The 26,589-nt window shown below is 70.4% G+C and carries 23 protein-coding genes; 12 read left to right on the top strand and 11 right to left on the bottom strand.

Going from position 1 to position 26,589, the window contains the following annotated elements; genetic code table 11:
- Window positions 1-35 precede the first annotated feature (35 nt).
- The 7 genes from ACYVAG_RS15825 (at window position 36) to ACYVAG_RS15795 (ending at window position 6,492) form a co-directional block, all read left to right on the top strand.
- Complete coding sequence (locus ACYVAG_RS15825) at window positions 36-695, top strand: ECF transporter S component (RefSeq protein ID WP_460771249.1); 660 nt, start codon at window positions 36-38, stop codon at window positions 693-695.
- The gene (locus ACYVAG_RS15820; protein WP_460771248.1) at window positions 614-2,335 is read left to right on the top strand and encodes an ABC transporter ATP-binding protein; all 1,722 of its coding nucleotides are present in this window, start codon (window positions 614-616) and stop codon (window positions 2,333-2,335) included. Before ACYVAG_RS15825 ends, ACYVAG_RS15820 begins: the two co-directional genes overlap by 82 nt.
- The gene (locus ACYVAG_RS15815; RefSeq protein ID WP_460771246.1) at window positions 2,332-3,099 is read left to right on the top strand and encodes an energy-coupling factor transporter transmembrane component T family protein; all 768 of its coding nucleotides are present in this window, start codon (window positions 2,332-2,334) and stop codon (window positions 3,097-3,099) included. Before ACYVAG_RS15820 ends, ACYVAG_RS15815 begins: the two co-directional genes overlap by 4 nt.
- Window positions 3,096-3,854 carry a nucleoside/nucleotide kinase family protein gene (locus tag ACYVAG_RS15810; protein WP_460771244.1) on the top strand — a complete coding sequence of 253 codons (759 nt, stop codon included), beginning with the start codon at window positions 3,096-3,098 and terminating at the stop codon, window positions 3,852-3,854. The genes ACYVAG_RS15815 and ACYVAG_RS15810 overlap by 4 nt, the downstream gene beginning before the upstream one ends.
- Before the next feature lie 9 nt (window positions 3,855-3,863).
- Window positions 3,864-4,832 carry a non-homologous end-joining DNA ligase gene (ligD, locus tag ACYVAG_RS15805; RefSeq protein ID WP_460771242.1) on the top strand — a complete coding sequence of 323 codons (969 nt, stop codon included), beginning with the start codon at window positions 3,864-3,866 and terminating at the stop codon, window positions 4,830-4,832.
- A gap of 284 nt (window positions 4,833-5,116) precedes the next feature.
- Window positions 5,117-5,320, top strand: coding sequence for a helix-turn-helix transcriptional regulator (locus tag ACYVAG_RS15800; protein ID WP_460771240.1), 204 nt, complete (start codon window positions 5,117-5,119; stop codon window positions 5,318-5,320).
- Window positions 5,317-6,492 carry a type II toxin-antitoxin system HipA family toxin gene (locus ACYVAG_RS15795; protein WP_460771238.1) on the top strand — a complete coding sequence of 392 codons (1,176 nt, stop codon included), beginning with the start codon at window positions 5,317-5,319 and terminating at the stop codon, window positions 6,490-6,492. The genes ACYVAG_RS15800 and ACYVAG_RS15795 overlap by 4 nt, the downstream gene beginning before the upstream one ends.
- A gap of 89 nt (window positions 6,493-6,581) precedes the next feature.
- Here ACYVAG_RS15795 and ACYVAG_RS15790 read toward each other — a convergent pair whose 3' ends face one another.
- From ACYVAG_RS15790 to ACYVAG_RS15780, 3 genes are all read right to left on the bottom strand, one after another.
- Window positions 6,582-7,385: an amino acid ABC transporter ATP-binding protein gene (locus ACYVAG_RS15790; RefSeq protein ID WP_460771236.1), complete on the bottom strand. Its 804-nt coding sequence runs from the start codon at window positions 7,383-7,385 to the stop codon at window positions 6,582-6,584.
- Entirely contained in the window at window positions 7,385-8,893 is a 1,509-nt protein-coding gene (locus ACYVAG_RS15785; RefSeq protein ID WP_460771234.1) for an ABC transporter substrate-binding protein/permease, read from the bottom strand. Before ACYVAG_RS15785 ends, ACYVAG_RS15790 begins: the two co-directional genes overlap by 1 nt.
- Window positions 8,894-8,971: 78 nt before the next feature.
- Window positions 8,972-9,850: a 3-hydroxyacyl-CoA dehydrogenase family protein gene (locus ACYVAG_RS15780; RefSeq protein ID WP_460771232.1), complete on the bottom strand. Its 879-nt coding sequence runs from the start codon at window positions 9,848-9,850 to the stop codon at window positions 8,972-8,974.
- A 213-nt stretch (window positions 9,851-10,063) separates the two neighbouring features.
- Here ACYVAG_RS15780 and ACYVAG_RS15775 point away from each other — a divergent pair, with 213 nt between their 5' ends.
- On the top strand, window positions 10,064-11,299 hold the full coding sequence (locus ACYVAG_RS15775) for an MFS transporter (protein ID WP_460771277.1): 1,236 nt from the start codon (window positions 10,064-10,066) through the stop codon (window positions 11,297-11,299).
- A gap of 642 nt (window positions 11,300-11,941) precedes the next feature.
- On the opposite strand, the gene ngcE is transcribed toward ACYVAG_RS15775, so the two are convergent.
- From ngcE to ACYVAG_RS15760, 3 genes are all read right to left on the bottom strand, one after another.
- Window positions 11,942-13,399 (bottom strand): N-acetylglucosamine/diacetylchitobiose ABC transporter substrate-binding protein, encoded by a 1,458-nt coding sequence (gene ngcE, locus ACYVAG_RS15770; RefSeq protein ID WP_460771230.1) that lies wholly within the window; start codon window positions 13,397-13,399, stop codon window positions 11,942-11,944.
- 61 nt (window positions 13,400-13,460) lie between these two features.
- Window positions 13,461-14,384, bottom strand: coding sequence for a carbohydrate ABC transporter permease (locus tag ACYVAG_RS15765; RefSeq protein ID WP_460771229.1), 924 nt, complete (start codon window positions 14,382-14,384; stop codon window positions 13,461-13,463).
- Window positions 14,381-15,301, bottom strand: coding sequence for a carbohydrate ABC transporter permease (locus ACYVAG_RS15760; RefSeq protein ID WP_460771227.1), 921 nt, complete (start codon window positions 15,299-15,301; stop codon window positions 14,381-14,383). The genes ACYVAG_RS15765 and ACYVAG_RS15760 overlap by 4 nt, the downstream gene beginning before the upstream one ends.
- Window positions 15,302-15,493: 192 nt before the next feature.
- Between ACYVAG_RS15760 and ACYVAG_RS15755 the strand changes: the two genes are divergently transcribed.
- Together ACYVAG_RS15755 and ACYVAG_RS15750 are read left to right on the top strand one after the other, a co-directional pair.
- Window positions 15,494-18,334, top strand: coding sequence for an FAD-binding and (Fe-S)-binding domain-containing protein (locus tag ACYVAG_RS15755; protein ID WP_460771225.1), 2,841 nt, complete (start codon window positions 15,494-15,496; stop codon window positions 18,332-18,334).
- Window positions 18,335-18,552: 218 nt separating this feature from the next.
- Window positions 18,553-19,782, top strand: coding sequence for an endonuclease (locus tag ACYVAG_RS15750; protein ID WP_460771223.1), 1,230 nt, complete (start codon window positions 18,553-18,555; stop codon window positions 19,780-19,782).
- An 80-nt stretch (window positions 19,783-19,862) separates the two neighbouring features.
- On the opposite strand, the gene ACYVAG_RS15745 is transcribed toward ACYVAG_RS15750, so the two are convergent.
- The gene (locus ACYVAG_RS15745) at window positions 19,863-21,167 is read right to left on the bottom strand and encodes a YibE/F family protein (RefSeq protein WP_460771222.1); all 1,305 of its coding nucleotides are present in this window, start codon (window positions 21,165-21,167) and stop codon (window positions 19,863-19,865) included.
- Window positions 21,168-21,191: 24 nt separating this feature from the next.
- On the opposite strand from ACYVAG_RS15745, the gene ACYVAG_RS15740 reads away from it, so the two are divergent.
- On the top strand, window positions 21,192-22,004 hold the full coding sequence (locus tag ACYVAG_RS15740) for a DUF3152 domain-containing protein (RefSeq protein ID WP_460771220.1): 813 nt from the start codon (window positions 21,192-21,194) through the stop codon (window positions 22,002-22,004).
- Window positions 21,980-22,894: a DNA-3-methyladenine glycosylase family protein gene (locus ACYVAG_RS15735; RefSeq protein WP_460771217.1), complete on the top strand. Its 915-nt coding sequence runs from the start codon at window positions 21,980-21,982 to the stop codon at window positions 22,892-22,894. The genes ACYVAG_RS15740 and ACYVAG_RS15735 overlap by 25 nt, the downstream gene beginning before the upstream one ends.
- 10 nt (window positions 22,895-22,904) lie before the next feature.
- Here the strand turns inward: ACYVAG_RS15735 and ACYVAG_RS15730 are convergent, their stop codons facing one another.
- The 4 genes from ACYVAG_RS15730 to ACYVAG_RS15715 all read right to left on the bottom strand — a co-directional run bounded on the left by ACYVAG_RS15730 (window position 22,905) and on the right by ACYVAG_RS15715 (window position 26,536).
- Window positions 22,905-24,233 (bottom strand): sensor histidine kinase, encoded by a 1,329-nt coding sequence (locus tag ACYVAG_RS15730; RefSeq protein ID WP_460771276.1) that lies wholly within the window; start codon window positions 24,231-24,233, stop codon window positions 22,905-22,907.
- An 89-nt stretch (window positions 24,234-24,322) separates the two neighbouring features.
- Entirely contained in the window at window positions 24,323-25,021 is a 699-nt protein-coding gene (locus ACYVAG_RS15725; RefSeq protein WP_460771216.1) for a response regulator transcription factor, read from the bottom strand.
- A gap of 36 nt (window positions 25,022-25,057) precedes the next feature.
- Window positions 25,058-25,531: a low molecular weight protein-tyrosine-phosphatase gene (locus ACYVAG_RS15720; protein ID WP_460771214.1), complete on the bottom strand. Its 474-nt coding sequence runs from the start codon at window positions 25,529-25,531 to the stop codon at window positions 25,058-25,060.
- A gap of 39 nt (window positions 25,532-25,570) precedes the next feature.
- Window positions 25,571-26,536, bottom strand: coding sequence for a cobalamin biosynthesis protein (locus tag ACYVAG_RS15715; protein WP_460771213.1), 966 nt, complete (start codon window positions 26,534-26,536; stop codon window positions 25,571-25,573).
- Between the last annotated feature and the right edge of the window lie 53 nt (window positions 26,537-26,589).

Genomic DNA, 26,589 nt, shown 5'->3' with positions numbered 1-26,589 from the left:
GCTGACCCGTGCCCCGCAACCGAAAGGGCACGCACATGACATCCACCACACCCCGTCCCACCTCATCGTCGGCCACGCCCCCGGCCGACGACGAGACCCGTCCCGCGACCACCGGCCGCCGCTCCTGGCGCGTCGTCGACATCGTCGTCGCCGCGGTGCTGGGCGTGGCCTGCGGCCTGATCTTCTTCGGCTGGAATTCGATCGGGTACGCGTGGTTCACCGCCATGGACGCCCTCACCCCGGGTATGGGCGGCATCGCCGCGGGAGTCTGGTTCCTCGCCGGGCCGCTCGGCGGCCTGATCATCCGCAAGCCCGGCGCCGCCCTCTTCTGTGAGCTCGTCGCCGGTTTCGTCTCGATGGCGCTCGGCAACCAGTGGGGCTGGACCACCATGTATTCCGCCTTCGCCCAGGGCCTCGGCGCCGAGATCGCATTCGCGATCTTCGCCTACCGCCGCTGGAACGCGCTGGTCGGCGTCCTGTCCGGCATCCTCGCGGGTGCCGGCGCCTTCGTGCTGGAGTGGTTCCTCGGCAACCACGCCAAGGGCGCCGCGTTCAACGCGATCTACCTCGGCTCGCTCCTTGTCTCGGGCGCCGTCCTCGCGGGCCTGTTCGCGTGGATTCTGATGAAGGCGCTCGCGACGGCCGGGGCGCTCAACCGGTTCGCCGCCGGCCGCGAATCCGGGGCCCGGGCCTGACACCCGAACCCCGCGCGCCGCTCCCGGTCGAGGCCGAGGGCTGGGGGTGGCGCCACGCGGGTCGCGCGAACTGGGCGGTCCGCGACGTCAGCCTCCACATCGAGCCCGGCGAGCGCGTGCTGTTGCTCGGCGCCTCGGGCGCCGGCAAGTCGACGCTGTTGCAGGCCCTGGCCGGTGTGCTCGGCGGCGACGAGGAGGGGGAGGAGTCCGGACGCCTGCTCGTCGGCGGCCGCCACCCGACCCGTCGCCGCGGGGAGATCGGGCTGGTGCTGCAGGACCAGCAGTCGCAGGTCGTGCTGGCCCGCGTCGGCGACGACGTCGCCTTCGGGCTGGAGAACCTCGGCGTACGCCGCGACGAGATCTGGCCCCGCGTACGCACGGCGCTGGACGAGGTCGGCCTCCGCGTCCCGCTGGACCGGTCGACGTCCGCGCTCTCCAGCGGCCAGCAGCAGCGGCTGGCGATCGCGGGGGCGGTGGCGATGCGTGCCGGGCTGCTCCTGCTCGACGAGCCGACGGCCAACGTCGACCCGGCGGGGCTGGCCGAGGTGCACGACGCCGTCGCGCGCGTCGTCGCCGAACGCACCACCACGCTCGTCGTCGTGGAACACCGCGTGGACCACTGGGTGGACCTGGTCGACCGGGTGATCGTTCTGGCGCCGGGGTCGGTCGGCGGGCTGCTGGCCGACGGCCCGCCGGGGCGGGTGTTCGCGGAACACCGCGAGGCGCTGCTGGCGGCGGGGGTGTGGGTGCCGGGGGTCGGTCTGGACTCGTTGGCTGAGCGAGCGCCCGACCCGTTGGCTGAGCGAGCGCCAGCGAGTCGAAGCCACCCCGACTCGTTGGCTGAGCGAGCGCCAGCGAGTCGAAGCCACCCCGACTCGTTGGCTGAGCGAGCGCCAGCGAGTCGAAGCCACCCCGACTCCCTGCTCCACGCCCACCACCTCACCGTCGGCCACGGCGGCGTCCCCGTGCGGACCTTCGACGACGTCGCGATCCCCGCCGCCACCTCCACCGTGATCACCGGCTCCAACGGCTCCGGCAAGACGACCCTCGCGCTCACCCTGGCCGGGCTGCTCCCGCCGCTCGCCGGTCGCGTCGAGGCCGCCCCCGAGCTGCGCCCGCCGGCCCGCCGCATCGGCTGGCTGCGGCGTACGCCTGAGCGCGCCGCCGACCCCGCCCGCTGGGCCTCGCGCGACCTCCTCACCCGCATCGGCACCGTCTTCGCCGAGCCCGAGCACCAGTTCGTCACCGGAAGCGTCCGCGAGGAGCTGGCGGTCGGGCTGCGCGCGCTCGGCCGCGACGACCCCCGGCCCCGCGTGGACGAGCTCCTCGGCCTCCTCCACCTGGAATCGCTCGCCGACGCCAACCCGTTCACCCTGTCCGGCGGCGAGAAGCGGCGCCTCAGCGTCGGCACCGTCCTCGCCACCGCCCCCGCCGTGGTCTTCCTCGACGAGCCCACCTTCGGCCAGGACCGCAACACGTGGCTCGACCTCGTCCGGCTGGTGCGTACGCTTCGCGACGAGGGCCGCGCGGTCGTGTCGGTGACCCACGACGAGCCCTATCTCGAGGCGCTGGGGGAGAACCGGCTCCACCTCGCGGCCACCCAACCGGGACCGATCTCCGAAACAGGCCAGACCCCATGACCCGGCTCGATCGCCTCAATCCCGTCACCCGCATCCTGCTGGCGGTCGTCCTGTCGTTCCCGCTCATCCTGACCCTCGACTGGTTGAGCTCGGCGGTGATGCTGGGGCTCGTCGTGGTGGCCGCGCTCCTGCTGGGGTTCCGGCCCGCGCAGCTGGTGCGGCGGCTCGTCCCGCTGGTGCTCGTCGGCGCCCTCGCGGCCATCTCGATGGCGCTCTATGGCGAGCCCGGCGGCCGGGATTGGTTCGCCTGGCTGCTGGTCCACGTCACCGACAACTCGCTGCTCCTCGCGGCAGCGGTCTGGCTGCGCATGCTCGCGCTCGGCCTCTCGGCGATCCTGCTCCTCGGCGACGTCGACCCGACCGACATGGCCGACGGCCTCGCGCAGGTGCTGCGGCTCCCGGCGCGCTTCGTGCTCGGCGCGCTCGCCGGCATCCGCATGGTCCACCTCTTCGCCGACGACTGGCGCACCCTCGCCCTCGCCCGCCGCGCCCGCGGCCTGGGCGACACCGGCCGCGTACGCCGCTGGCTGTCGATGGCGTTCGCCCTCCTGGTCCTCGCCGTACGCCGGGGCTCGCGCCTCGCGACCGCGATGGAGGCCCGCGGTTTCGGGGCGACGGGGCCGGATGCGCCGGTCCGCACCTGGGCGCGGCCGTCACGCTTCCACGCCGTCGACGCGGTCGCCCTGGCCGTGGCGACCGTGATGGTGGCGGTCGCGATCGGGGCCGCGGTCGCGTACGGCACGTTCTTCTGGGTGGGGTCATGAGCGAGTCGCATTGGGAGCAGGAGTGGGCCGACCTGGCCGCGTGGGTGGCGAGCCTGGCGCCGGCCGGCCGCCGGTTCGTGGCGCTGATCGACGGGGGCTCGGGGTCGGGCAAGACGTCGCTGGGGCGGGCGACGGTGGGGGCGCTGGAGGCCTCGGGTCGGAACGCCCACCTCGTGAGTCTCGACGCGTTCTATCCCGGCTGGTCGGGGCTGGAGGCGGCCTCGCGGATGGTGGTGGACGACGTGCTGGGGGCCGGGGCTTCGACTCGCTGGCGCTCGCTCAGCCAGCGTGGGTTCGGGCGCTCGCTCAGCCAGCGTGGGTTCGGGCGCTCGCTCAGCCAGCGTGGGTTCGGGCGCTCGCTCATCCAGCGTGGGTTCGGGCGCTCGCTCAGCCAGCGTGGGTTCGGGCGCTCGCTCAGCCAGCGTCGGTTCGGGCGCTCGCTCAGCCAGCGTGGGCCCGCATACCAGCGCTGGGACTGGGACCGGAACGTCCCCACCGACTGGGTCGCGCTCGACCCCGCGTACGACCTCGTGATCGAGGGCTGCGGCGCCCTGACCGCGTCGTCGCGGGCGCGCGTCGACCTCGCCGTCTGGCTCGAGCGCGACGCCGCGAGCCGCAAGCGCCTCGCGCTGGGTCGCGACGGCAGCACGTTCGCGCCCCACTGGGACCACTGGGCCGAGCAGGAGCGGCGCCACTGGGAGCGCAATCGCCCGTGGGAGCTGGCCGATCTGGTCGTGGAGGCGACGGGACCCTAGGCTCGCGTCATGGCGAAGGGCGAGCACGGCGACGACGTGACCCTCGAGATCGGCGGCCACGACGTGCGCATCTCGAGCCCGGACCGCGTCTATTTCTCGGCGCGGGGCGAGACGAAGCTCGACCTGGCGCACTACTACGCGGCGGTGGGCGACGGGATCCTGCGGGCGCTGCGGGAGCGGCCGACGATGCTGCACCGCTTCCCGAAGGGCGTGGACGGGCCGAAGGTGCACCAGAAACGGCTGCCCAAGGGAGCGCCGCCGTGGGTCGAGACCGTGCGGCTGCACTTCCCGCGCTACGACCTGCACGCCGACGAGCTGTGCCCGACCGACCTCGCCGAGATCATCTGGGCGGTCCAGATGTCGACCGTCGAGTTCCACCCGTGGAACGTGCGCCGCGCCGACGTCGACCGCCCCGACGAGTGGCGCATCGACCTCGACCCCATGCCGGACGCGCCGTTCACGCGCGTACGCCGGGTCGCCGGGGTCGTGCGCGAGGTGCTCGACGAGCTGGCGATCACGGGCTTCCCGAAGACGTCGGGCGGCAACGGGCTGCACGTCTATGTTCGAGTCGAGCCGAACTGGACCTTCACCGACGTACGTCGGGCCGCGCTCGCGTTCGCCCGCGAGGTCGAGCGGCGTGCGCCCCAGGACGTGACGACGACGTGGTGGCGCAAGGACCGCGACCCGGAGGCGGTGTTCGTCGACTACAACCAGAACGCGCGCGACCACACGATCGCGGCGGCCTACTCGGTGCGGGGGAACGCGGAGGCGACGGTGTCGACGCCGATCACGTGGGACGAGATCGCCGACGTCGAGCCGCGCGACTGCACGATCGCGACGGTGCCGGCGCGGTTCGCCGAGCTGGGTGACCTGCACGCGGCGATCGACGAGGTGCACCACGACCTGACGCCGCTGCTGGAGTGGGCCGACCGGGACGAGGCGGAAGGGAAGGCGGCGCCGCCGGAACCGGAGGAGTGAGCGGCAAGATCGTGCCGGTCGGGGTGTGGTGGGGTGTGCGGGGTGTGTGGTGTGAAAAGTGCACAGGTGTGCGCTGTGTGCTTCGGTGGGGGCGGAAAGTGCGCAGGTGCGCGCAAAGCGCAGGGTCTACGCCCGGGTAACCCGCGAAATCAGCACACCTGTGCACTTTCACCGAACGCTCCCTCGACGCCAGCGGCACGATCGTGCCGCTTTCCCTTGACTTGGAATGCTCCAACGGCTCACCATGGAGACATCGGCACGATCGTGCCGGAATGGAGATCGCCATGGACGAGTTGTCCGCGCAACTGCGCGAGCGCCGCGTCGCGCTCTCCCTGACCCAGGCCGACCTCGCCGATCTCGCCGGGGTGTCCGAGCGCTTCGTCCGCGCGCTCGAGGCGGGCAAGACCACGGTACGCGTCGACAAGCTGCTCGCCGTCGCCGATGCCCTCGGTCTGCACCTCGGGGCGACCCTGCGGGAGACCTCGTGACCGACCCCCGCGGCGTACGCCGGGCCCTGGTCCGCAAGGGCGGCGTCGAGGCCGCCGAACTCGTCCGCCACCACGATCACGTCGCGTTCGCCTACCTCCTCGACTATGACGGCCCCGCCGTGGCGACCACCCTGCCGCGCGACGCCGCGCCCGTGCGTACGCCGCCGGGAGCGCTGCCGCCCTTCTTCGCCGGCCTGTTGCCCGAGGGCCGGCGCCTGACCGCCCTGCGTACGGCGGTGAAGACGTCGGCCGACGACGAACTCAGCCTCCTGCTGGCTGTCGGCACCAGCACGATCGGCGACGTCACGGTCGTGGGCGAGGGGTCAGATCCCGAGCCGGTCGCGCCCCTCGTGACGTCGGGTGACCTCCGCTTCGCCGACCTCCTCGCCGCGACCGGTGTCGTCGACCGCGTCGCACTGCCCGGCGTGCAGGAGAAGGCATCCGGGGCGATGATCTCGCTTCCTGTCCGTCTTGACGGCGTCGCGGCGATCATCAAGCTCGATCCGCCGGAATATCCCGATGCGACCGTCAACGAGGACTACTTCCTTCGACTCGCGCGGCGGCTGCGCCTGCCCGTCGCGCGCGCCGAGCTGATCCATGACCGCGACGGACGCCCCGGGCTGGTGGTCGAGCGGTTCGACCGCGTGCGCGACGGGGCCGGCGTACGCTCCCTCGCGGTCGAGGACGCCTGCCAGCTGCTCGGGCGCTATCCGGCCGACAAGTACGCGGTCTCCAGCGAGGAGGTCGCTCTGGCCGCTGCCGGCATGTGTGCCGCGCGTCCGGTCGCGGCCCGCGCCTGCCTCGTGCAGTTCGCCCTCGCCTGGCTCACCGGAAACGGCGACCTGCACGCCAAGAACCTCTCGGTGCTCCAGCACCCGGGCGGGGAGTGGCGCGTCGCGCCCATCTATGACATCCCGTCCACGCTGCCCTACGGCGACCAGACCATGGCGCTGGAACTCGACGGCCGGCGCGACGGGCTGACGCGACGGCGCTTCCGCGCGTACGCAGCCGCGCTCGGCCTGCCCGAGCGGGCGCTCGACGAGGTGCTCGCCGTCACCGAACCGCTGCTGGGCGACCTGGCCGAGGGCGTGCTGCCACTGAACCGCAACGCGGTGCAGACCCTGACCCGGTGGCTGGCGCGGCGGCGACGGGACCTGGAGGCGGACGAGTAGTTCCCGCGGGAACCCGTTGTGGCGTGAGTCCATGAGCGCTCCCGTGATCGCCCGGTACGCCGCCTTCAGCGAGTCGCCTGACGGGCTCGTCAGTCCTCGTCCAGGCTCGCCAGGAAGTCCTTCGCCCGCTGTGATTGCGGGTCGTCGAGCAGCTGCTGGGGCGCCCCCTGCTCGGCGATGCCCTGGTCGGCGATCAGCACGATCCGGTCGGCCACGCGCCGCGCGAACCGCATCTCGTGGGTCACGCACATCATCGTCATGCCCTCGTTCGCGAGGTCGCGCATGACCGACAGCACCTCGCCCACCAGCTCCGGGTCGAGCGCCGACGTCGGCTCGTCGAACAACATCATCGCCGGGTCCATCGCCAGTGCCCGCGCGATGGCGACGCGCTGGCTCTGGCCGCCGGAAAGGCTGCCCGGGTAGGCATCCACCTTGTGGCTGAGCCCCACGTGTTCCAACATCTCGCGGGCCTTCGCGTCGGCCTCGTCCTGCGTGCGTCCCAGCACTTGGCGCTGCGCCAGCGTGACGTTCTGCAGCACGCTCATGTGCGGGAACAGGTTGAACTGCTGGAAGACCATGCCGACGCGCGAGCGCAGGTGGTTCAGCGTCTTCTCGTCGTACGCGAGCTCCTCGCCGGCCACGTTGATGGTGCCGGAGGTGATCTTCTCCAGGCCGTTGACGCAGCGCAGCAGGGTCGACTTGCCGGCGCCCGAGGGGCCGACGAGGACGACGACCTCGCCCGAGGCGACGTCGAGATCGATGTCTTCGAAGACGAGGGTCTCGCCGAATTTCTTCGTCACCCCACGCATCTCGACGATGTTGGTGCCTCGACCGGTGCCGTCGCCGCTCAGCAGGTCGGCGTTCTTCGGCTCGGACCTCTCATGTGTGGTCATCAGTGGACACCCTTCTTGTCGACGTTCAGGCGGCGCTCGATGAGGTGCACGATTCCGGTGAGCGCGAGCACGATGATGAGGTAGTAGACCGACACGGTCAGGTAGGCGTTCAGCGGCGAATATTCGGCGGCCGCCATGTTCTGTGCGGTGCGGAACAGTTCGCCCATGCCGATGAACGCGACCAGCGAGGAATCCTTCACCGCAATGATGAACTGGCTGCCGAGCACCGGCAGGATCGCCCGCGTCGCGAGCGGGATCTGCACGGCCCGCAGCGTCTTCACGCGCGACATGCCGAGCGAGCGCGACGCCTCGACCAGGCCCTTCGACACCGAGCCGAAGCCCGAGCGGATGATCTCCGCGATGTACGCCGAGTTGTGCACCGCCAGCGCGATCGCGCCGGCCCAGAACCCCGACAGCAGCACGAGCTGCGTCAATCCGAAGTAGAGAACGAAAAGCTGGGCGATGAGCGGTGTGCCGCGAATGAGACCGATGTATGCCGCCGCCAGCCACCGCAGCGGCGCGATCGCGCTCATGTTCATCGCCGCGATGATCGCGCCGCCCACGATGGCGATCGCGAGGGCCACCGCGGTGATCGCCAGCGTCAGTCCGGCGGCCTTGAGGAACGTCGGAATGTACTTCACGAACAGTTCCCCGAAGCTCGGCCCGCCCTTGTCGGTCGGTGCCGCAGCCATGACCTCGCGTACGGGGCCGTTGTCGATCTCGCCGGAGATGTCCTTACCGAAGTATCTCGTCGAGATCTCGGCGTACTTGCCGTTCTTGATGATCGCGGCGGTGGCCCGGCTCACCTCGCCGCGCAGCGGATTGCCCTTCGCCACCGCGGGGGCCTGCGTCTCGCTGTAGAGCCTGTCCCCACAGGGAACCAGCCCCAGGCCGGCCTCCTTGATCTGGTGTTGGCCGACGAGTTGGTCGGTGATCGCACCGCCGAGGCGGCCGGTGGCCGCGTCCTGGAGCGCCGTGATGTCGGACTCGAACGACTTCACGCGGTCCGTGATCTTCTTGTCCTTCACGTATTTCTCGTAGGTCGTGCCCGACGCCACGCCGAGCTCCTGGCCGCGGACGTCCTCGATCGAGGAGCACTGCTGGCCCTGCTTCACGAACAGCTGGGCGCCCGAGGAGTAGTAGCCGTCGGCGAAGTCGACCACCTTGGCGCGCTCCGGCGTCGCGGTCGTCGAGGCGACGAGCATGTCGTAGCGGCCGCTGGCGGTTCCCTCAACCAGCGTGGAGAATCCGGCGGTCTTCGGGACGAGCTTCAGACCCATCTCGTCGGCGAGCGCCTGGGCGATGTCGAGGTCGAACCCCGACAGCTTCCCGTTGTCGACGTAGCTGAAGGGGCGATATTCGCCACTCATCGCCACGACGATCTCGCCCTTGGTGATCAGCTTGGGTTCCGCGGACTGGCGCTGCTGGGCCGGCGTACATGCCGAGACCACCAGACCGATCAGGAACACGGACAGGACGGACGCGATGACGCGTACCGGTCGAGACATGGGGTCAGCTCCTCGAGACAGACGAGTCTCGAACTTATGTCGACATGGGCCCAGCGCCAAAGGGGCGTCACGATCAGGTCACGGACGCGTGGCTCCGAATCGCTCCTCCAGACCCTGTCGGTACGCGGGATCCGCGGGCTCGCTCGGGTCGTGGAAGCCGCGGCCCGACGCCGCCCCGCGGCGCCCGTCGGCCAGCAGAGCGTCGATCATCGCGGGCTCGGTCGCCGTCGACAGTTCCGGCCACAGGCGTCCGCAGACCGCACGGAACACCTCGAGCCCGCCCAGGTCGGCGACGCGGAACGGGCCGGCGAGCGACCACCGCGTGCCGAGGGAGGCGGTGACGACCTCGTCCAGGTCGGCGACGTCGACCACGCCGGTCTCCACGAGGTGGATCGCCTCCCGCAGGACCGCCGACTGCAGGCGGTTGGCGACGAATCCGGGTACGTCGCGGCGGAGGCGGACGACCGACTTCCCGGCTGCCGTGAGCAGCGCCTCGACGGCGTCCAGGGCCGCGGGGTCGGTCTCGGGTGAGCCCACCAGTTCCACCAGCGGCACGACGGTCGCGGGGTTGAAGAAGTGCGCGACGAGCAGGCGGGAGGGGTCGGCCGCGTACGGCGCCAGCTCGGTCGGCCCGAACGTCGACGAGTTGGACGCGACGACGGCGCCGGGTGCGAGTTCGCCGAGCGTACGCAGCAGCGCGGCCTTCGCGTCGAGGTCCTCGATGATCGCCTCGACGACGAGGTCGGCATCGGTCACGGCGGCCTCGAGGGAGTCGGCGGGCTCCAGGGTGTCCAGGCCAAGGGATTCGGTGACGTCCGCCGCGACACGGGGCCGCGCGTCGACCAGGCGTACGCGGTGTCCTGCGCGGGCCAGCACCTCGGCGATGCCGGCGCCCATCAGTCCGGCGCCGACGACGGCGATGTGGTCGATGCGCGTGGGTGGAGGAGGCTGGTCCATGGGCTGATCATGCCACCGCGAACCTCGACACCCCCGAACACGGGGCTATAGATTGCGTCAGCCGTCCAACGTCAGGAGACACCGGTGTCCATGCCCCCGCAGCCTCAGGCCGACGCCCGCCCCGCGGCCGCCGTCGCCCCGCCCGTCAGCACGGCGCGCGCGATCGGCAACACGATCAAGGGGTCGCTCGGCAACCTCGTCGAGTGGTACGACGTGTACGCGTACACGGTCTTCGCGACCTATTTCGAGGCCAAGTTCTTCGACCCGGCCGACAAGAACTCGACGGTCTACATCTATGCGATCTTCGCGGTCACGTTCATCATGCGCCCGTTCGGCTCGTGGTTCTTCGGGCGGTACGCCGACCGCCACGGCCGCCGCGCCGCGCTGACGTTCTCGGTGTCCATGATGGCGCTGGCGTCGTTCATCATCGCGATCCTGCCGACGCGCGGCTCGATCGGGGTCTGGGCGGCTGTGGCGCTGATCGCCTGCCGCCTGATCCAGGGCTTCGCGACCGGCGGCGAATACGGCACGTCGGCGACCTATATGTCGGAGGCCGCCACGCGCGAACGCCGCGGCTTCTTCTCGTCCTTCCAGTACGTGACGCTCGTCGGTGGCCACGTGCTCGCTCAGTTCACGCTCCTGATTCTCACCTTCACGATGTCGCAGGAGGCGCTGAAGGACTGGGGCTGGCGCATCCCGTTCGCGATCGGCGGCCTCGCGGCGATCATCGTGTTCTGGTTGCGGAAGTCGATGGACGAGTCGCTGTCGAAGGAACACCTCGACGACGTCGCCGCCGGCCGCGACCACGACTCGGGCTCGCTCAAGCAGCTGTTCGGCCACCACTTCAAGCCGCTGCTGCTGTGCTTCCTGATCACGCTCGGCGGCACCGTGGCGTTCTACACCTACTCGGTCAACGCGCCCGCGATCGTGAAGACGACGTTCAAGGCGTCGCCGATGACCGCGACGTGGCTGAACCTGATCGGGCTGATCTTCCTGATGCTGCTGCAGCCCATCGGCGGCCTGATCTCCGACAAGGTGGGACGCCGCCCGCTGCTGGTGTGGTTCGGTGTCGGTGGCCTGGTGTGGACGTACGTGCTGATCACCTACCTGCCGAAGACCACCAACCCGTTCCTGTCGTTCCTGTTGGTGGCGGTGGGCTATGTGATCCTCACCGGCTACACGTCGATCAACGCGCTGGTGAAGGCGGAGCTGTTCCCGGCCCACATCCGCGCGCTCGGGGTGGGGCTCGGCTATGGCCTGGCCAACTCGATCTTCGGCGGCACCGCGCCGCTGATCTACCAGGCGGCGAAGGAGGCGAAGCAGGTGCCGATGTTCATCGTCTATGTGACGGTCTGCATCGCCGTCTCGCTACTCGTCTACCTGTTCGCGCTGAAGAACAAGGCGGAGACCCACCTCGACCGCGAGCAGGGCCACGCGTACCAGCGTTGAGCCGTCGCGCCCCGTCCGTGTCTGGTGACGCGGGCGGGGCATTGTCTCGTGTGAAAAGTGCGCAGGTGTGCGCAACACGCTGGGTGAAGGGGCCGGCGGGTCGTGGAAAGTGCGCAGGTGTGCGCAACACGCTGGGTGAACGGACCGGCGGGGCGTGGAATGTGCGCGGGAGTGCGCAACACGCTGGGTGAACGGACCGGCGGGTCGTGGAATGTGCGCAGGTGTGCGCAACACGCTGGGTGAACTGACCGGCGGCCCGCGGAATGTGCGCGGGTGTGCGCAACACGCTGGGTGAACTGACCGGCGGGTCGTGGAAAGTGCGCAGGTGTGCGCAACACGCTGGGTGAACTGACCGGCGGCCCGCGGAAAGTGCGCGGGCGTGCACTTTGCGCTTTGGGGCCCTCCCCGAGCCCGCCCAAAGCGCGCACATGTGTCGATTTCACATTCCGGCGAAGCCCGGCACGGCGAGCGTTGTCTCGTGTGCGCGTGTTGGGAATCCTCCCCGGCGTGTCGACGCAACCTGCGCCCGCGTGTGCACAAGTTGCGTTGGGGGGCGTACGCGAGGCCAGACGCACTCACAAACACAGCCGGCCCCGGGGGAAACCCCGGGACCGGCCGCTTTGTTCAGCGTGAGCGCTCAGCTCACTTCGACTCGTACTTCTTGATCTTCGGGTCGGCCTTGACCGCGTCGACGGCCTTCTGCATGTTCTCGCAGAACTGCTCCGGCGTGGACTTGCCCGTCATCAGGTTGCGGACCTGGTCCTTGCCGGCGTTCTTGATCGGCGCATACCAGGTGTCGTACTGCAGCAGGATGACGTTCGAGCCGGCCTTCTCCGCCGCCTCGGCGACCGACTTCAGCGCGGTCGACGGGTTGGCGATCGACTTGCCGGCGTCCTTGACGGCCGCGAGGTTGCCGGTGAGCTCGGCGAACTTCTTGGTGCCCTCGTTCGACAGCATCTGGCGCAGGAACTCCATGCCGCCCGCGCGGTTCTTCGAGTTCTGGGCGACCATGAAGGGCTCGCCGGCGCCGCCGCGAATCGTCTCGTAGGGCATCTTGTCCGACGACGTCAGCGACGGGGTCGGGAACACCTTCATGTCGAAGCCGGCCGGCACCTTCGACTGGCCGGTCGCCTTGTCCTTCATCTCGTTCTCGAGCCAGGAGCCACAGGGGATCACGGCGGCCTTGCCGAGCAGCCACTCGGTCTGCGACGTCGTGTGGTCGAGGCCCTCGGAGCCCGGGTGGATCAGGCCCTTGTCGAACAGCTGGCGCACGGCCTTGGCCGCAGCCAGCATCGAGTCGGACTTCCAGACGCCGTCCTTGAGGTTGTCGAGGTCCTTGGCGAACTGGGCGCCGCCGTGCTTGACGGCCATGGTCGACATCATCGCGAGCATGTACTGCGTGTGCACGCCCGTGTGGATGAACGGCGACATCTTGCCGTCGGTCTTGATCTTCTCGAGCAGCGCGACGAACTCGTCCCACGTCTTGGGGACGGTCCAGCCCTTCTCGGTGAAGAGCTTCGACGAATACCAGAAGCCCCACATCGAGAACACATAGTTGAGCTCGCGGAACACGCCGTCGAACGAGCCGGCCTGCACGGTGCCGGGCACCAGGATGTCGCGGACCTTCTTGGAGGGGTCGTCGACCGTCGGGGCGTCGAGCAGCTCGGTCAGGTCGGCGACCTGGTTCTGGGAGACCAGCGTCGCGCGGGGCATGGCGTCGGCGCCGGAGTTGTCGAACACCTCGGGCGGGTTGCCGCCCGAGAAGCGCGGCTGCAGCGTCGAGGCGATCTTCACCGTCGAGGTCATCTTCGCGGCCTCGGAGCCGGCCCACTTGTTGTAGACCCCGACGTGCTCGGCGCCGTACTTGTCGCCGTAGCCGCCGTTGAACAGCACGAGCTCGACCGGGTCGGACTTCTTGACGCCGAAGGGGTTCGTCGCGTCCTTCTTCTCGGCGCCGCCCGAGCCCTGGGTCGGCGTACCGCCCGTGGTGCCACCGGTCGCGCAGGCGCTGAGCCCACCGACACCGGCGATCGCAGCGCCGCCGGCCGCCACCTGCATCAGGGAGCGGCGGGTGATCTCCATCTTCTGTTCTGCGCTCATGGTGCGCATTCCTTTCCTAGTGCCGAAGCCGGCGGTTGGGTCTGTCGAGTCTGGGTCGGTGTCACTTCACCGCGCCGGCCGTCATGCCGGTCTGGATCTGCTTCTGGAAGATGAAATAGAGGATGAGGACAGGAGCCATGCCGATCACCAGCCCGGCGAACAGGCCGGAGTAGTCGGAGGCGTACCCAGCGTCGGCGGCCATCTTGGCGAGGCCCTGCGTGATGACGTACTTCGTCGGGTCCTGGTTGTTCAGGAACAGCGGGATCAGGTACTGGTTCCACAGGCCCAGGGTGTTGAAGATGCCGATCGACACCAGCCCTGGGCGCGCCATCGGCAACATCACCGACCAGAACGTGCGGAAGTGACCCGCGCCGTCGACGAACGCCGCCTCGTACACCTCGTTCGGCAGCGACCGGAAGAACGACGTCAGGAAGAACACCGTGAACGACAGCGCCCACGCCGTGTAGACCGCGATCATGCCGTGGTAGGTGTTCAGCAGCTGCATGCCCTTCATCACGCCGAACAGCGGCACCATCGCGACGAACAGCGGCACGGCGTTGGCGCCGACGAACAGCCCGAGCAGCAGGTTGCGGCCCTTGAACTCATAGCGCGCCAGGCAGTACGCGACCATCGACCCCAGCACCATCACCAGCACGACCGAGCAGCCGACGATGATCACGGTGTTGAAGAAGTAGTCCTTGAAGCCCGACTGGTTCCACGCCCGGCTGTAGTTCTGGAACATCAGGGCCTTGGGCGGGCGCCACGAGTCGACGAAGATCTCGTTGTCGGTCTTCAGCGAGCTCATGAAGACCCACAGCACCGGCAGCATCGTCACGAACGTCCAGATCAGCAGGACGATGTGGGTGATCGGGGTCAGGACCTTGTCGCCGCCGCCGGCGGCTCCGGCACCGGCGCCGCGCGGCGTGCCCTCGCCGGCGAACTTGACCTCGGTGGTCGCGTCAGGAGTCAGGTTGGTCGTGCTCACAGCTCCACGTGCTCCTTCCGGGTGATGCGGAACGTCATGGCCAGCAGAATGCCGGTGATGAGGAAGACGAAGACGCCCTGCGCGGTGGCGTACCCGAACAGGCCCTGCTCCTTGAAGGAGCGATAGACCGACAGCGCCATGACCTGCGTGGAGTCGTTGGGCCCACCGGGTCCGACGGTCATGACCTGGATGATCGCGAGGCCGTCGAGGCAGAAGATCGCGAGATAGATCAGCGCGGTCTGCACCGACGGCCACAGCAGCGGCAGCGTGATGCGGAAGAACGTCTGGACCTTCGAGGCCCGGTCGATCGACGCGGCCTCGAGCAGCTCGCGCGGGATCGACGCCATCGCGGCGGAAAAATAGACCATGTAGAAGCCGACGTGCATCCACACCATCACGAAGATCACGGTCAGCAGGGCGGTGCGGTCGTCGGCGAGCCAGGACATGCCGTTGATGCCGACCAGCCGCAGCATCGCGTTGAGCAGGCCGTTGGGCTGGAACACCTGCTGGAACATGATGCCGAGCGCGGCGACCGAGATGACCTGCGGGATGAAGAAGAGGAAGCGATAGACCGGCGAGCCCCACACGCCGCGGATCTGGCCTGACGTGGTCGACCCCGCGAGGTTGAGCATCGTGGCGAAGAAGAGCGCGATCGCGATCGTGATCGTCGGGACGGTCACGAGCAGGATCAGGTTGTTCTTCAGCCCGGCCCAGAAGATCGTGTCCGCAGGCGCGCCGATGCCGAACAGGTATTGGTAGTTCTGCAGCCCCACGATGTTGAACGTGGGCGTGTATCCCGTCCAGTCGGTGATTGACAGATAGAACGCCTGGACGAGCGGGGACAGGACGAACACGGCGAACAGCACCAGGGGTACGCCGAGCATGGCGACCAGGAAGGGGGTGCGCCCTTTCTTCATCCGCATTCTCCTCATCGTCGAGTTGGTTCATCATGGCAAAGCGGTTCGCCACTGTAACCGCTTTACGCGCGTTTGGTCGTGCAATCGTTATTGTTTGCGGCATTCGGTTCCGTGCCAAGCGTTCTCGCGCGACGATCATGTAAATCATTTACCTCCCTCGACCGGATCGGCCCCGGATGGGAGGATCAGCCCATGTCGATCACCCGTCCCGATCCGCGCCCGCTCGCTCCCGCGAGCCGCGCCGAGATCGTGTCCACCCGGCTCGTCGACCGGGTAGCGATGGCCGCGGACGCGTCCCACTACCTGCTGCGGCCCCGCGGGGTCGCCACCCCGCGTACGCCCGCCGAGGTCGCCGCGCTGATGGCCGAGGCGAGGTCCCGTCGCGAGCCGCTGACCTTCCGGTCGGGCGGCACGTCGCTGTCGGGCCAGGCCTCCACAGGCGGACTGCTGGTCGACACGCGACGCCACTTCCGCGCCGTCGAGGTGCTCGACGGGGGAGCGCGCGTCCGCTGCGGCCCCGGCGCGACGCTCCGGTCGGTGAACCAGCGGCTCGCGCGGTTCGCGCGCCGCCTCGGCCCGGACCCGGCCTCGGAGATCGCCGCCACGATCGGCGGCGTCATCGCCAACAACGCCTCGGGCATGGCCTGCGGGACGACCCAGAACACCTATCGCACGCTGGAGTCGATGGTGCTCGTGCTCGCGTCCGGCACCGTCGTCGACACGTCGCGCCCCGACGCCGACGCGGCCCTGCGCCGCGACGAGCCCGAGCTGTGGGAGGGACTGGCCGCCCTGCGCGACCGCGTACGTCGTGACCCGGCCTCGGTCGCGACCATCGAGCGGCAGTTCGCGATGAAGAACACGATGGGCTACGGGGTGAACGCGCTGCTCGACTTCGACGAGCCCGTAAGCATCCTCGAACGCCTCGTCATCGGCTCCGAGGGCACGCTGGGCTTCGTGGCCGAGGCCGTGTTCCAGACCGTGCCCGTCCTGCCCCACGCGGCGACCTCCCTGCTGGTCCTCGACACCGCGGGCGAGGCCACCGACGCGCTCCCGATGCTCCTCGAGCACGGCGCGCGCACGATCGAGCTCCTCGATGCGGCCTCGCTGCGTGTCGTCCAGGCGTACGCCGAGGCCTCGCCGCAACTGCGCGCGCTCGACATCGACCGACACACCGCGCTGCTGGTGGAACTGCAGTCCGACGACGCGGCCGACCTCGACGCGCAGGTCGCCGCGCTCACCGGCGCCGCGCGCGGCCTCGGCGAGCCGGAGTTCACGCGCGACCCGCGGTTGCGCGCCGACCTGTGGCACCTGCGCAAGGGGCTCTACACGTCGGTCGCCGGCGCGCGCCCCGCCGGCACGACGAACCTGCTGGAGGACGTCGTCGTGCCGGTCCCCGAGCTCACCGCGACGGTGACCGAGCTGTCGGGCCTGTTCGCGCACTTCGGCTATGACGACGCCGTCATCTTCGGCCACGCCAAGGACGGCAACCTCCACTTCATGATCAACCCGCGGCTCGCCGACCCGCGCGCCCTCGACACGTACGCGGCCTTCACCGAGGACATGGTCGACGTCGTGCTCGACCACGGCGGCTCGCTCAAGGCCGAACACGGCACGGGCCGCATCATGGCGCCGTTCGTGCGGCGGCAGTACGGCGACGAGCTCTATGACGTCATGCGTGAGATCAAGCGGCTGTGCGACCCCGAGGGCGTGCTCAACCCCGGCGTGCTCATGGACGACGATCCGCGGGCCCACCTGCGCCACCTGAAGTCGGTGCCGACGCTGGCTTCTCCGATGGCTGAGCGAACGGAGCGAGTCGACGCCTTCGAGTCGGCCGACCGGTGCGTCGAGTGCGGCTTCTGCGAGCCCACCTGCCCCTCGAAGGACGTCACGACCACCCCGCGCCGGCGCATCGCCCTGCTCCGGGCCATGGACGCCGCCGAGCCCGCCGAGCGCGCCGAGCTCGAGAAGGCGTATGGCTATGAGGCCGTCGACACCTGCGCCGTCGACTCGCTGTGCACCATCGCCTGCCCGGTGAACATCGACACCGGCAAGCTGATGAAGACCCTGCGCCACGACCGGCTCGGCGGCCCGGCCCAGGCCGCGGGCGTACGCGTGGCCGAGTCGTGGGGGTCGACGGTCGACGTGCTGCGCTCGGCGCTCAAGGTCGCGAGCGTCGTGCCCGGTCCGCTGAAGCACGGCGCGACCGCGGCCGCGCGCAGCGTCCTGCCCAAGGACTGGATCCCCGTGGCCGACTCCGACCTCCCGGGCGCCGGGCGGGCGTACGCGAAGGACCGCCGCGACACCGCGACCGGCACCCCCGAGGTCGTGCTGTTCTCGTCGTGCATCGGCAACCTCTTCGCCGCCGAGGGCGACGGACCGGGGGCGTCGGCCGCCTTCGTCGCGCTGTGCCGGACCGCTGGGGTCGGCGTACGCCGGGTCGAGAACCGGCTGTGCTGTGCCACGCCGTGGGTGTCGAAGGGGCTCACCGACGGGGCCGCGGCGATGGCGCGCCAGGTCGTCGACGGGCTGTGGGAGGCGACCCGCGGGGGCGAACTGGCCGTGGTGAGCGACGCGTCGAGCTGCACGCACGGGCTCGAGACGCTCGCCGAGCACCTCGACGAGGTCGACGCGCGGCGGTGGGAGCGGCTGCGCATCGTCGACGCGGTGAGCTTCGTCGCGGACGAGGTCCTCGACCGGCTGCCCGAGCACGACCGACTCGGATCGCTCGTGCTGCACCCGACCTGCTCCACGGTGCACCTCGGCATCGACGACGACCTCGTCGCGGTCGGGCGGGCCTGCGCCGACGCGGTGACCGTCCCCGACGCGTGGGGCTGCTGCGGGTTCGCCGGTGACCGCGGCATGCTCCACCCCGAGCTGACGGCATCGGCGACGGCCGCGGAGGCAGCCGAGGTGCGGGCGGGGACCTTCGACGCTTACGCCTCGGCGAACCGCACGTGCGAGATGGGCATGACGCGGGCGACCGGCCAGCCCTATCGCCACGTGCTGGAGGTGCTGGCCGACCTCGTGGGGTGAGTGGGTGCGACTTTTCGCTCATCAGTGACGATCTCGAGGCGATTCGAGACCGCGAGATCGTCACTGATGAGCGAAAAGTCACACCCACCTGCCGGAACCTTCCGGACCGCCGGGGGTGACGCGGGCGGGCCCGGCTGGTTGGCTCGACGTGCCCCGCCCCTGCGCGCGAGTCCAGGTGGGGGACGGGAGATCCCACACCCCGAACGAAGGATCCACCCATGCCCAGACCCCCAGCGCCTCGCCGCCTCCGCGCGGCGATCGCCACGCTCGCCGCGGCCACCGCAGCCGTCGCCGGCGTCGGCCTCACCCACGCCCAGGCCGCCGGTTCGTTGACCGTGGCCCAGGCCATCGCCACCAACTCCGGCACGAACACCGTCACGGGCTATGTCGTCGGCCAGCCGACGGCCACGACGACGGTCGTCCGCAGCGGTTTCCCGAGCGACTATGCGCTCGCGCTCGCCGACTCGCCGACCGAGACCAGCACCTCCCGGATGCTCTATGTCCAGATCCCCGACGCGTTCCGCGCCCAGTGGGGCCTGCGCTCGAACCCGAACCTGCTCGGCAAGCAGCTGTCCATCACGGGCACGCTCACGCCCTACTTCTCCCACCCGGGACTGAAGAACGCCACGAGGTTCGCGTTCGCGACCACCGCCACGCCGACCCCCACCCCCACACCAACCCCGACGCGCACCGCCACGCCGACCCCGACCAGCACCACCAGCCCGAAGCCCACGGCCACCGCCACCACGACTCCCGGCGGCCCCACCGGCTACTACGCCGCCGCCGAGGGCAAGTCCGGCACCGCGCTGAAGGCCGCCCTCCACGGCATCATCGCCCACAACCAGAAGCTGTCCTATGACCAGGTCTGGACCGCGCTCAAGGACACCGACGAGGACCCGAACAACGCCAACAACGTGATCCTGCTCTACACCGGCCGCTCCCAGGCGAAGAGCTCCAACGGCGGCGACCCCGACCAGTGGAACCGCGAGCACGTCTGGGCCAAGTCGCACGGCAACTTCGGCACCGCGACCGGCCCCGGCACCGACGTCCACCACCTGCGCCCCACCGACGTGTCGGTGAACTCGACCCGCTCGAACAAGGACTTCGACCTGGGCGGCTCCCAGGTCGGCGAGGCCCCCGGCAACTACACCGACGGCGACTCGTTCGAGCCCCGCGACGAGGTCAAGGGCGACGTCGCGCGCATGATCATGTACATGGCTGTCCGCTATGAGGGCACCGACGGCTGGCCCAACCTCGAGATGGCCGACCAGGTCAACACCGGCACCGCCCCGCTCCACGGCAAGATGTCGGTCCTCATGCAGTGGAACCGCCAGGATCCGCCGAGCACCTTCGAGAAGCGCCGCAACGAGGTCATCTTCACGAAATACCAGAAGAACCGGAACCCGTTCGTCGACAACCCCGCGTACGCGGACCTGATCTGGAAGTGACCTGATCCGGCAGTGACACCGAGAAGGCCCGGCCCCGTCGCGGGGGCCGGGCCTTCGTCGTCCGTGGGTGCGCTTCGCGCTCAGGTGTCGTAGCGGTTGATGTCGAGCAGCTTGTCGCCCGGGCCGGCGGTGGGTGCGCCCTCGGGCGCCAGGTCGAGCTCGCCGCGCGTGCGCTTCGTCGCGCTCACGACGGCCGTGCCGACGAGCGTCGTCAGCGGCACCGCGAGGACCAGGCCGATCGAGCCCACCAGCGTACGCAGCAGTTCGCCCGCGAACAGCTCGGTCTGGATGACCTCGAGCCCGGGGCGCTGGAGGATCGTGATGAGCAGCAGGGTGCCCAGCGTCGCGCCGGCCGTGGCGAAGGCGATCGTGTAGACCGTCGAGGCGATGTGGTCGCGCCCGATGCGCATGGCGCGGCGGAACAGGTTCTTGCCGTCGGGATCGGCCTCGGCGAGCTCCCAGACCGCGGAGGCCTGGGTGATCGTGACGTCGTTGAGCACGCCGAGTCCCGCGACGATCACGCCGCAGAGCACCACCGACGTGAGCTTGAGGTCGGGGGCCACGGCGGCGAGCTGGAAATCGTCCTCGCTCGCCACGCCGGTCAGGTGGGCCCATTTCGTCGCGACATAGCCGAGCACCGCCGAGACCACCAGCCCGAACAGGGTGCCGAGCAGTGCTGTGGTGGTTCTGGCGGAGAACCCGTGGGCGGTGTAGAGCACCACGAACATGATCGCCGAACTGCCGACGAGGCCGACGAGGATCGGGTTCGACCCTGCCACGAGCGCCGGGAACATGAACTTCACCAGGATGAAGGCCGCGAAGCCCAGTCCCAGCAGCGACGCGAGGCCGCGCCACCGGGCGACCGCGACCACCGCCACGACGAACAGCAGCGTGAACACGATCAGCGGGGTGGAGCGCTCGAAGTCGGCGAACTGATAGGCCGCGGGTGCGCCCTCGGTCGGCACGCGATAGAGCTTCACCGTCTGGCCCGCGTGGACGCCCGAGGCGAACACGGGCGCCGTCATGTTGATGTCGGAGATGATCTGGCCCTTCTCGGGGCCTTCGAGCACCTCGACCTTCGCGTTGCCGCACACCTGGGCGGGCCCGCCGGCCTGTGTCGACCCGGCCACACCGTCGCAGTTGATCTGGCGCACCTCGGTGATGCGGCCCTTGGGGATCGTGAGGCCCTGGACGGTCGGGGCCGCGTACGTCGACAGCTCGCTGCGGATGTGGGCGGCCGTATTGGTGGGCCACATGACGATCAGGGCGCCGAGGGTCCACACCGCGATCGGGATCAGGGTGATGATCATCAGCCGCATGGCGCGACGCTGACGCGCGTCGGCCTCCGGCGTGCGGATCGTCGGCGAGGTGTGCGAGTGGGACACGATGTTTGACCTAGTCTTGTTCGGGTGAACGAGTCGGGAACAGGGGCGCAACGTTCTGATTCTCCGCAAAATGCCCGCTCGACGCCAACGCGGGCCCCTCGATCGACCGCCGGGGCCACCGTCCTGCTGGTCGCGCTCGTGGTCCTGGTGGTCAGCATCCCGGTGTTGATCAGCCACCACCGCAACTCCCAGAAGACCGCCCCGGCCGCCACCGGATCGGCCGCGCCCACCCCCGCGGCGACGGGCCCCGCTCCCGCTCCCGGAGCCCGGCCGCCCGCTCCGGCGCCCCCGCGTCCCGGCGCCCCCGCCGCCGCGATCCCGGCCGCCGGGTCGGGGAAGACGCGTACGGCTGCGTTCGTGCGTCCGGCGCCCCAGCGTGAGGGCCGTGCCGTACGCGTGCGCGTCGAGGTCGAGAACGAGCTGCCGTTCGACGTCGAGGCGGTGGCCCGCGAGGCCGCCGACGTGCTGCAGGACCGCCGCAGCTGGACCGGCAGGGGCACCGTCCACTTCGACTTCGTCGGCGACCAGCCGTCCGACCTGACGATCTACGTGATCACCCCCGAGACCACCGACAAGCACTGCCGCCCGCTCGACACCGGCGGACAGGTGAGCTGCCAGAACGGCCGCAACGTGAACCTGAACGCGCTGCGGTGGGACCAGGCGGTCCCCGACTACCGCGGCGACATCCCGCTGTATCGGCAATACCTCGTCAACCACGAGGTCGGCCACTTCCTCGGCCACGGCCACGTCGAGTGCCCCGGGCCGGGCCAGAAGGCGCCGGTGATGCAGCAGCAGACCAAGGGGCTCGACGGGTGTCTGGCGAACCCCTGGCCCTGACCCGGACGCTGCCGGGACGCCCGCTGGGCCCGTTCCTCGGGCGGCTGGTGCGCGGCTCCGGTGACCCGACCCACCGCCGCGCGCCCGGCCAGTTCTGGCGTGCGACGCAGTCCCCCGACGGCCCGGCGCTGCTGTGCGTCGTCGAGGGCCGCGAGGTGGAGGCGTACGCATGGGGACCCGGCGCCGCGTACGCCCTCGAGACCCTCCCGGGCCTGCTCGGCGACGACGATGACCCGGGCGACTTCGCCCCCGCACACCCCCTGCTGGCCGAGGCGTGGAGGCGTCACCCGTGGCTGCGGGTGGGGCGTACGCGGGCGGTCGTCGAGGCGATGGTGCCGGCGATCGTCGAGCAGAAGGTGACCGGCGCCGAGGCGTTCCGCGCGCAGCGCCTGCTCGTGCGCCGCTTCGGGACCTTGGCTCCCGGGCCCGCGCAGGACCCGGGGTCGGTGGCGTACGGGATGATGTGCCCGCCGACCGCCCAGGGCTGGGCGCGGGTGCCGAGCTGGGAGTGGCTGAAGGCGGGCGTCGAGCAGAAGCGCTCGCGGGTCGCGGTGCTCGTGGCCTCGCGCGGGCCGGCGCTGGAGCGGACGCTGGCCGCCGCCGATCCCAATGCCGCGCTGCAGTCGATCCCCGGCATCGGGCCGTGGACGTCGGCCGAGGTGCGCCAGCGGGCCCACGGTGACCCGGACGCGTGGAGCGACGGCGACTACCACGTCCCGGGACACATCACGCACGCGCTGGTGGGGGAGAAGCTCGACAACGACGCGGCGCTCGAGGTGTTGGAGCCCTATCGCGGCCACCGCTATCGCGTGCAGCAGCTCGTCGGGCTGATCGGCGGCGGGCCGGAGCGCCGGGGGCCCCGGCGAAGCCTCCCGACGCACCTGCCGTGAGTGAGCGGACTCAGCCCTCGATCTGGGCCTGCTCGGCCTCCAGCGCCTCGAGCGTGGTCTCGCCGGGCAGGCGTACTGTGAACTCCGCGCCGCCCTCGGCCGACCGCGATGCCCGCACCCAGCCGCCGTGGCGCGCGACCGTCTGGGCGACGATCGAGAGGCCGAGGCCGGTTCCGGGGGTGTTGCGCGAGCGGTCCGAGCGATAGAAGCGATCGAAGATGTGGGGGAGGTCGGCGTCGTCGATGCCGGGACCCTGGTCGGAGATGCGGAGCTGGTCGCCCTGGAGCAGCACCCGGATCGTGCCCTTCGGCGGCGAGAACTTCACGGCGTTGTCGAGGAGGTTGGTGACCGCACGCTCGAGGGTGTCGGGCTCGCCGACGAGATAGAGCGGGTTCAGCTCGACGTCGAAGGTCAGGCCGGGGCCGCGGCGGCGTACGCGCTCGAGCGCCGCATTGACGATGTCGCGCAGGTCGACGGGCTCGCGGGCGGGCCTGACCTGGTCGCCGCGCGACAGCTGCACGAGGTCCTGGATCAGGGAGGTGAACTCGGCGAGCTGGGCCGCGATGTCGCGCAGGATGTCGGCGCGGGCACCCTCGGGCAGCATGCCGGACTTCTCGTCGGCCACGAGGAGCTCGATGTTCGTCCGCAACGAGGTGAGCGGCGTACGCAGCTCGTGGCCCGCGTCGGCGATCAGGCGGTTCTGGCGGGCGCGTGACGACGCGAGCGAATAGAGCATGGTGTTGAACGAGCGCGTGAGCTCGGAGAGCTCGTCGGTGCCGCTGACCTCGATGGGGTCGAGGATGTCGGTCTTCGTGACGCGGGCGACGGCGTTCGACAGCTCGCCCACGGGGCGCATGGACGAGCGCGCGATCAGCGAGCCCACCATCGCCGACAGCAGCACGCCGATGGTGCCCACGACGATGAACGTGATGCGCAGGGCGTCGAGGATGCCGAGCGTCGGCTCGAGCGAGCGGCCGAGCACCAGGGCGTACCGCTCGTTCGACTCGGGCAGGGGGACCGCGACGATGCGGAAGGGGCGACCGTCGGTGGTCGACCCGGTGCGGGTCGAGGAGCCCTGCTGGAGGCGCGCGAGCGCGAGGTCCTCGTGGCTGACGCGCAGCTGGGACTGTGCCCCGGGGACGTGGAGCTCGGTGGCGTCGGCCTTGACCAGCACCAGGCTGATGTTGACCGCGCGCAGCGCCTCGGCGTCCATGCCGCCCATGGTCTTGATGTCGGAGCTGATGGTCTCGGCCGTGTGAGCCGCGATGGCGGTCAGCTCCTTGTCGAGCTGGTCATAGAGCGAGATGCGGGCGGTGACATAGCCGGCGATGCCGGTCATGGCCACGCCGAGGGCGACGGCGAGGGCCGTCAGCGTGCCGACCCGCCGCTGCAGCGACGGGGAACTCAGGAAGCGACGGAACCGTGCGATCACGGCGCGGTGTCGCGGAGCACATAACCGATGCCCCGCACGGTGTGGATCAGGCGCTGCTCGCCCTCGGCCTCGGTCTTGCGGCGCAGATAGCCGATGTAGACCTCGAGCGAGTTGGCGGTCGTCGGGAAGTCGAAGCCCCAGACCTCGTTGAGCAGCCAGCTGCGCTCGAGCACGCGCATGGGGTGTTCGAGGAAGGTCTGGAGGAGCGCGAACTCGGTGCGGGTCAGTGAGATGTGGCGGCCGGCGCGCTGCACCTCGCGCGTCTGGGGGTTGAGGGTGAGGTCGGAGAACGACAGCTCGTCGGGGACGACGCCCGCCTGGGTCTCGTTCGGGGCGCCGGCGCGCCGCGTCAGGGCGCGGAGACGGGCGAGCAGCTCGTCGAGCGAGAACGGCTTCGCCATGTAGTCGTCGCCGCCCGCGTCGAGCCCGTCGACGCGGTCGCCCACGGCGTCGCGCGCGGTGAGCACGAGGATGGGCACGTCGTTGCCGGACGCCCGCAGCATGCGCGTCGCCTCGAGGCCGTCGAGCCGCGGCATCATCACGTCCATGATCACGGCGTCGGGGCGGTGGGTCGAGAGCCGCGCGAGGGCCTCGACACCGTCGGTCGCGGTCGTCACCTCGTAGCCCGAATATTGCAGCGAACGCGCGAGGGAATCGCGCACGGCCTGGTCGTCGTCCACCACGAGGATCTGCATGGGGGTCATCCTTCCACTACTCGCCGACAGTTTCGCTCATCCGGCGGTCTGGAGGCGGCGTACCTCGTCGAGGATGCCGGGCATCGCGGCCTCGATCGTGCGCAGGGTGTCGCCGAAACCCTCGGCGTCGCCATACCAGGGGTCGGGTACGCCCGCCCCCGGCTCCGCGTCGGGGTCGAAGTCGGTGAGCAGGTGGATGTGGTCGGTACGGGTGGGCTGGAGGCGGCGTACGCGGTCGGCCTGCAGGTCCTCCATCGCGATGACGAGGTCCGCGTCGTCGACCTCGGCGGCGTCGATGCGGTGGGCGCGATGGTCGCCGGAGCGATAGCCGTGGTCGTCGAGCCACTGGCGGGCGCGGGGGTCGATGGGGTTGCCGAGCTCCTCGGAACTCACCCCCGAGGAGGTGAAGGTGGCGTCGATGCCGGCGTCGGCGGCGTACTTCTCGGCGACGCGCTCGGCCATGGGCGAGCGGCAGATGTTGCCCCAGCAGACGAAGACGACGTTGGTCATGGCGTCAGCCTAGGGGGACGCGCGGACAGCGAGCGCGCGTCACACGGTCTCCGAGCGAGCGCCAGCGAGACGAGGAGCGCCCCAGCTGATCACCGCCCGAGCCCCCACCGCCAGCGCCAGCGACCCGAGCTGCACCACCCAGCTCAGCCGCACCGCCCGGCGGATGTCTGCCACGACGACCTCGCGGCCGTCGCCGAGCACGCCGCGGTCCTCGCTGACCCCCGCGTACGTGTTCGTGCCGCCGAGCCGCACCCCGAGCGCGCCCGCGAAGGCCGCCTCGACCTGGCCGGCGTTGGGGGAGGGGTGCTGGTGGGCGTCGCGGCGCACCGCGGCGAGCGCGGCGGCGGGGCGGCCCTCGACCAGCGGGGCGGCCGCGATCGCCAGCCCGGCGGCGAGGCGCGCCGGGATCCAGTTCGCGAGGTCGTCCACCTTCGCGCTGGCCCAGCCGAAGCGCTCGAGCCGGGGCGTGCGGTGGCCGACCATCGCGTCGAGGGTGTTGACGACCCGGTAGCCCACGAGGCCGGGCAGCCCGAACAACGCGCCCCAGAACAGCGGCGCGACGACGGCGTCGGAGGTGTTCTCGGCGATCGACTCGATGGTCGCGCGGGCGATCTCCTTGGCGTCGAGCTCGGCGGTCTCGCGGCCCACGAGGTTGCGGAGCTGGTTCCGCGCGTCCGGCAGGGCGTCCATCTCGAGCTGGTTGGCGATCGTCGTGCCCTCCTTGACCAGGGACTTCCCGCCCAGCACGGCCCAGGTGGTCGCAGCGGTGGCGAGGGCGTACGCGCGGGGCCGCTGGTGGAGCAGCTCCTCCAGGACCACGGCCGGGGTCTTGGCGGCGAAGGCGCACACGGTGAGGTACGCGACCCCGCGTCCGCGCGAGTCCGCGTACATCGCGTCCTCGAGTTTCGTCGCCGCCGTGCCGAACGCGGCGACGGGATGGCCGTGACGGGGGTCGCCGACGACGAGGTCGGCCAGGAAGCCATAGAGGAGTCCGGATGCGCTCATGGGCGGAAGCGTACGCACCCCCGGGCTGTGACGTCAGCCACATCCGCATAGCC

The sequence above is a fragment of the Mariniluteicoccus flavus genome (assembly GCF_054776655.1).
The sequence above is the reverse complement of the archived record's forward strand: the minus strand, read 5'-3'. Positions and strand labels throughout refer to the sequence as shown.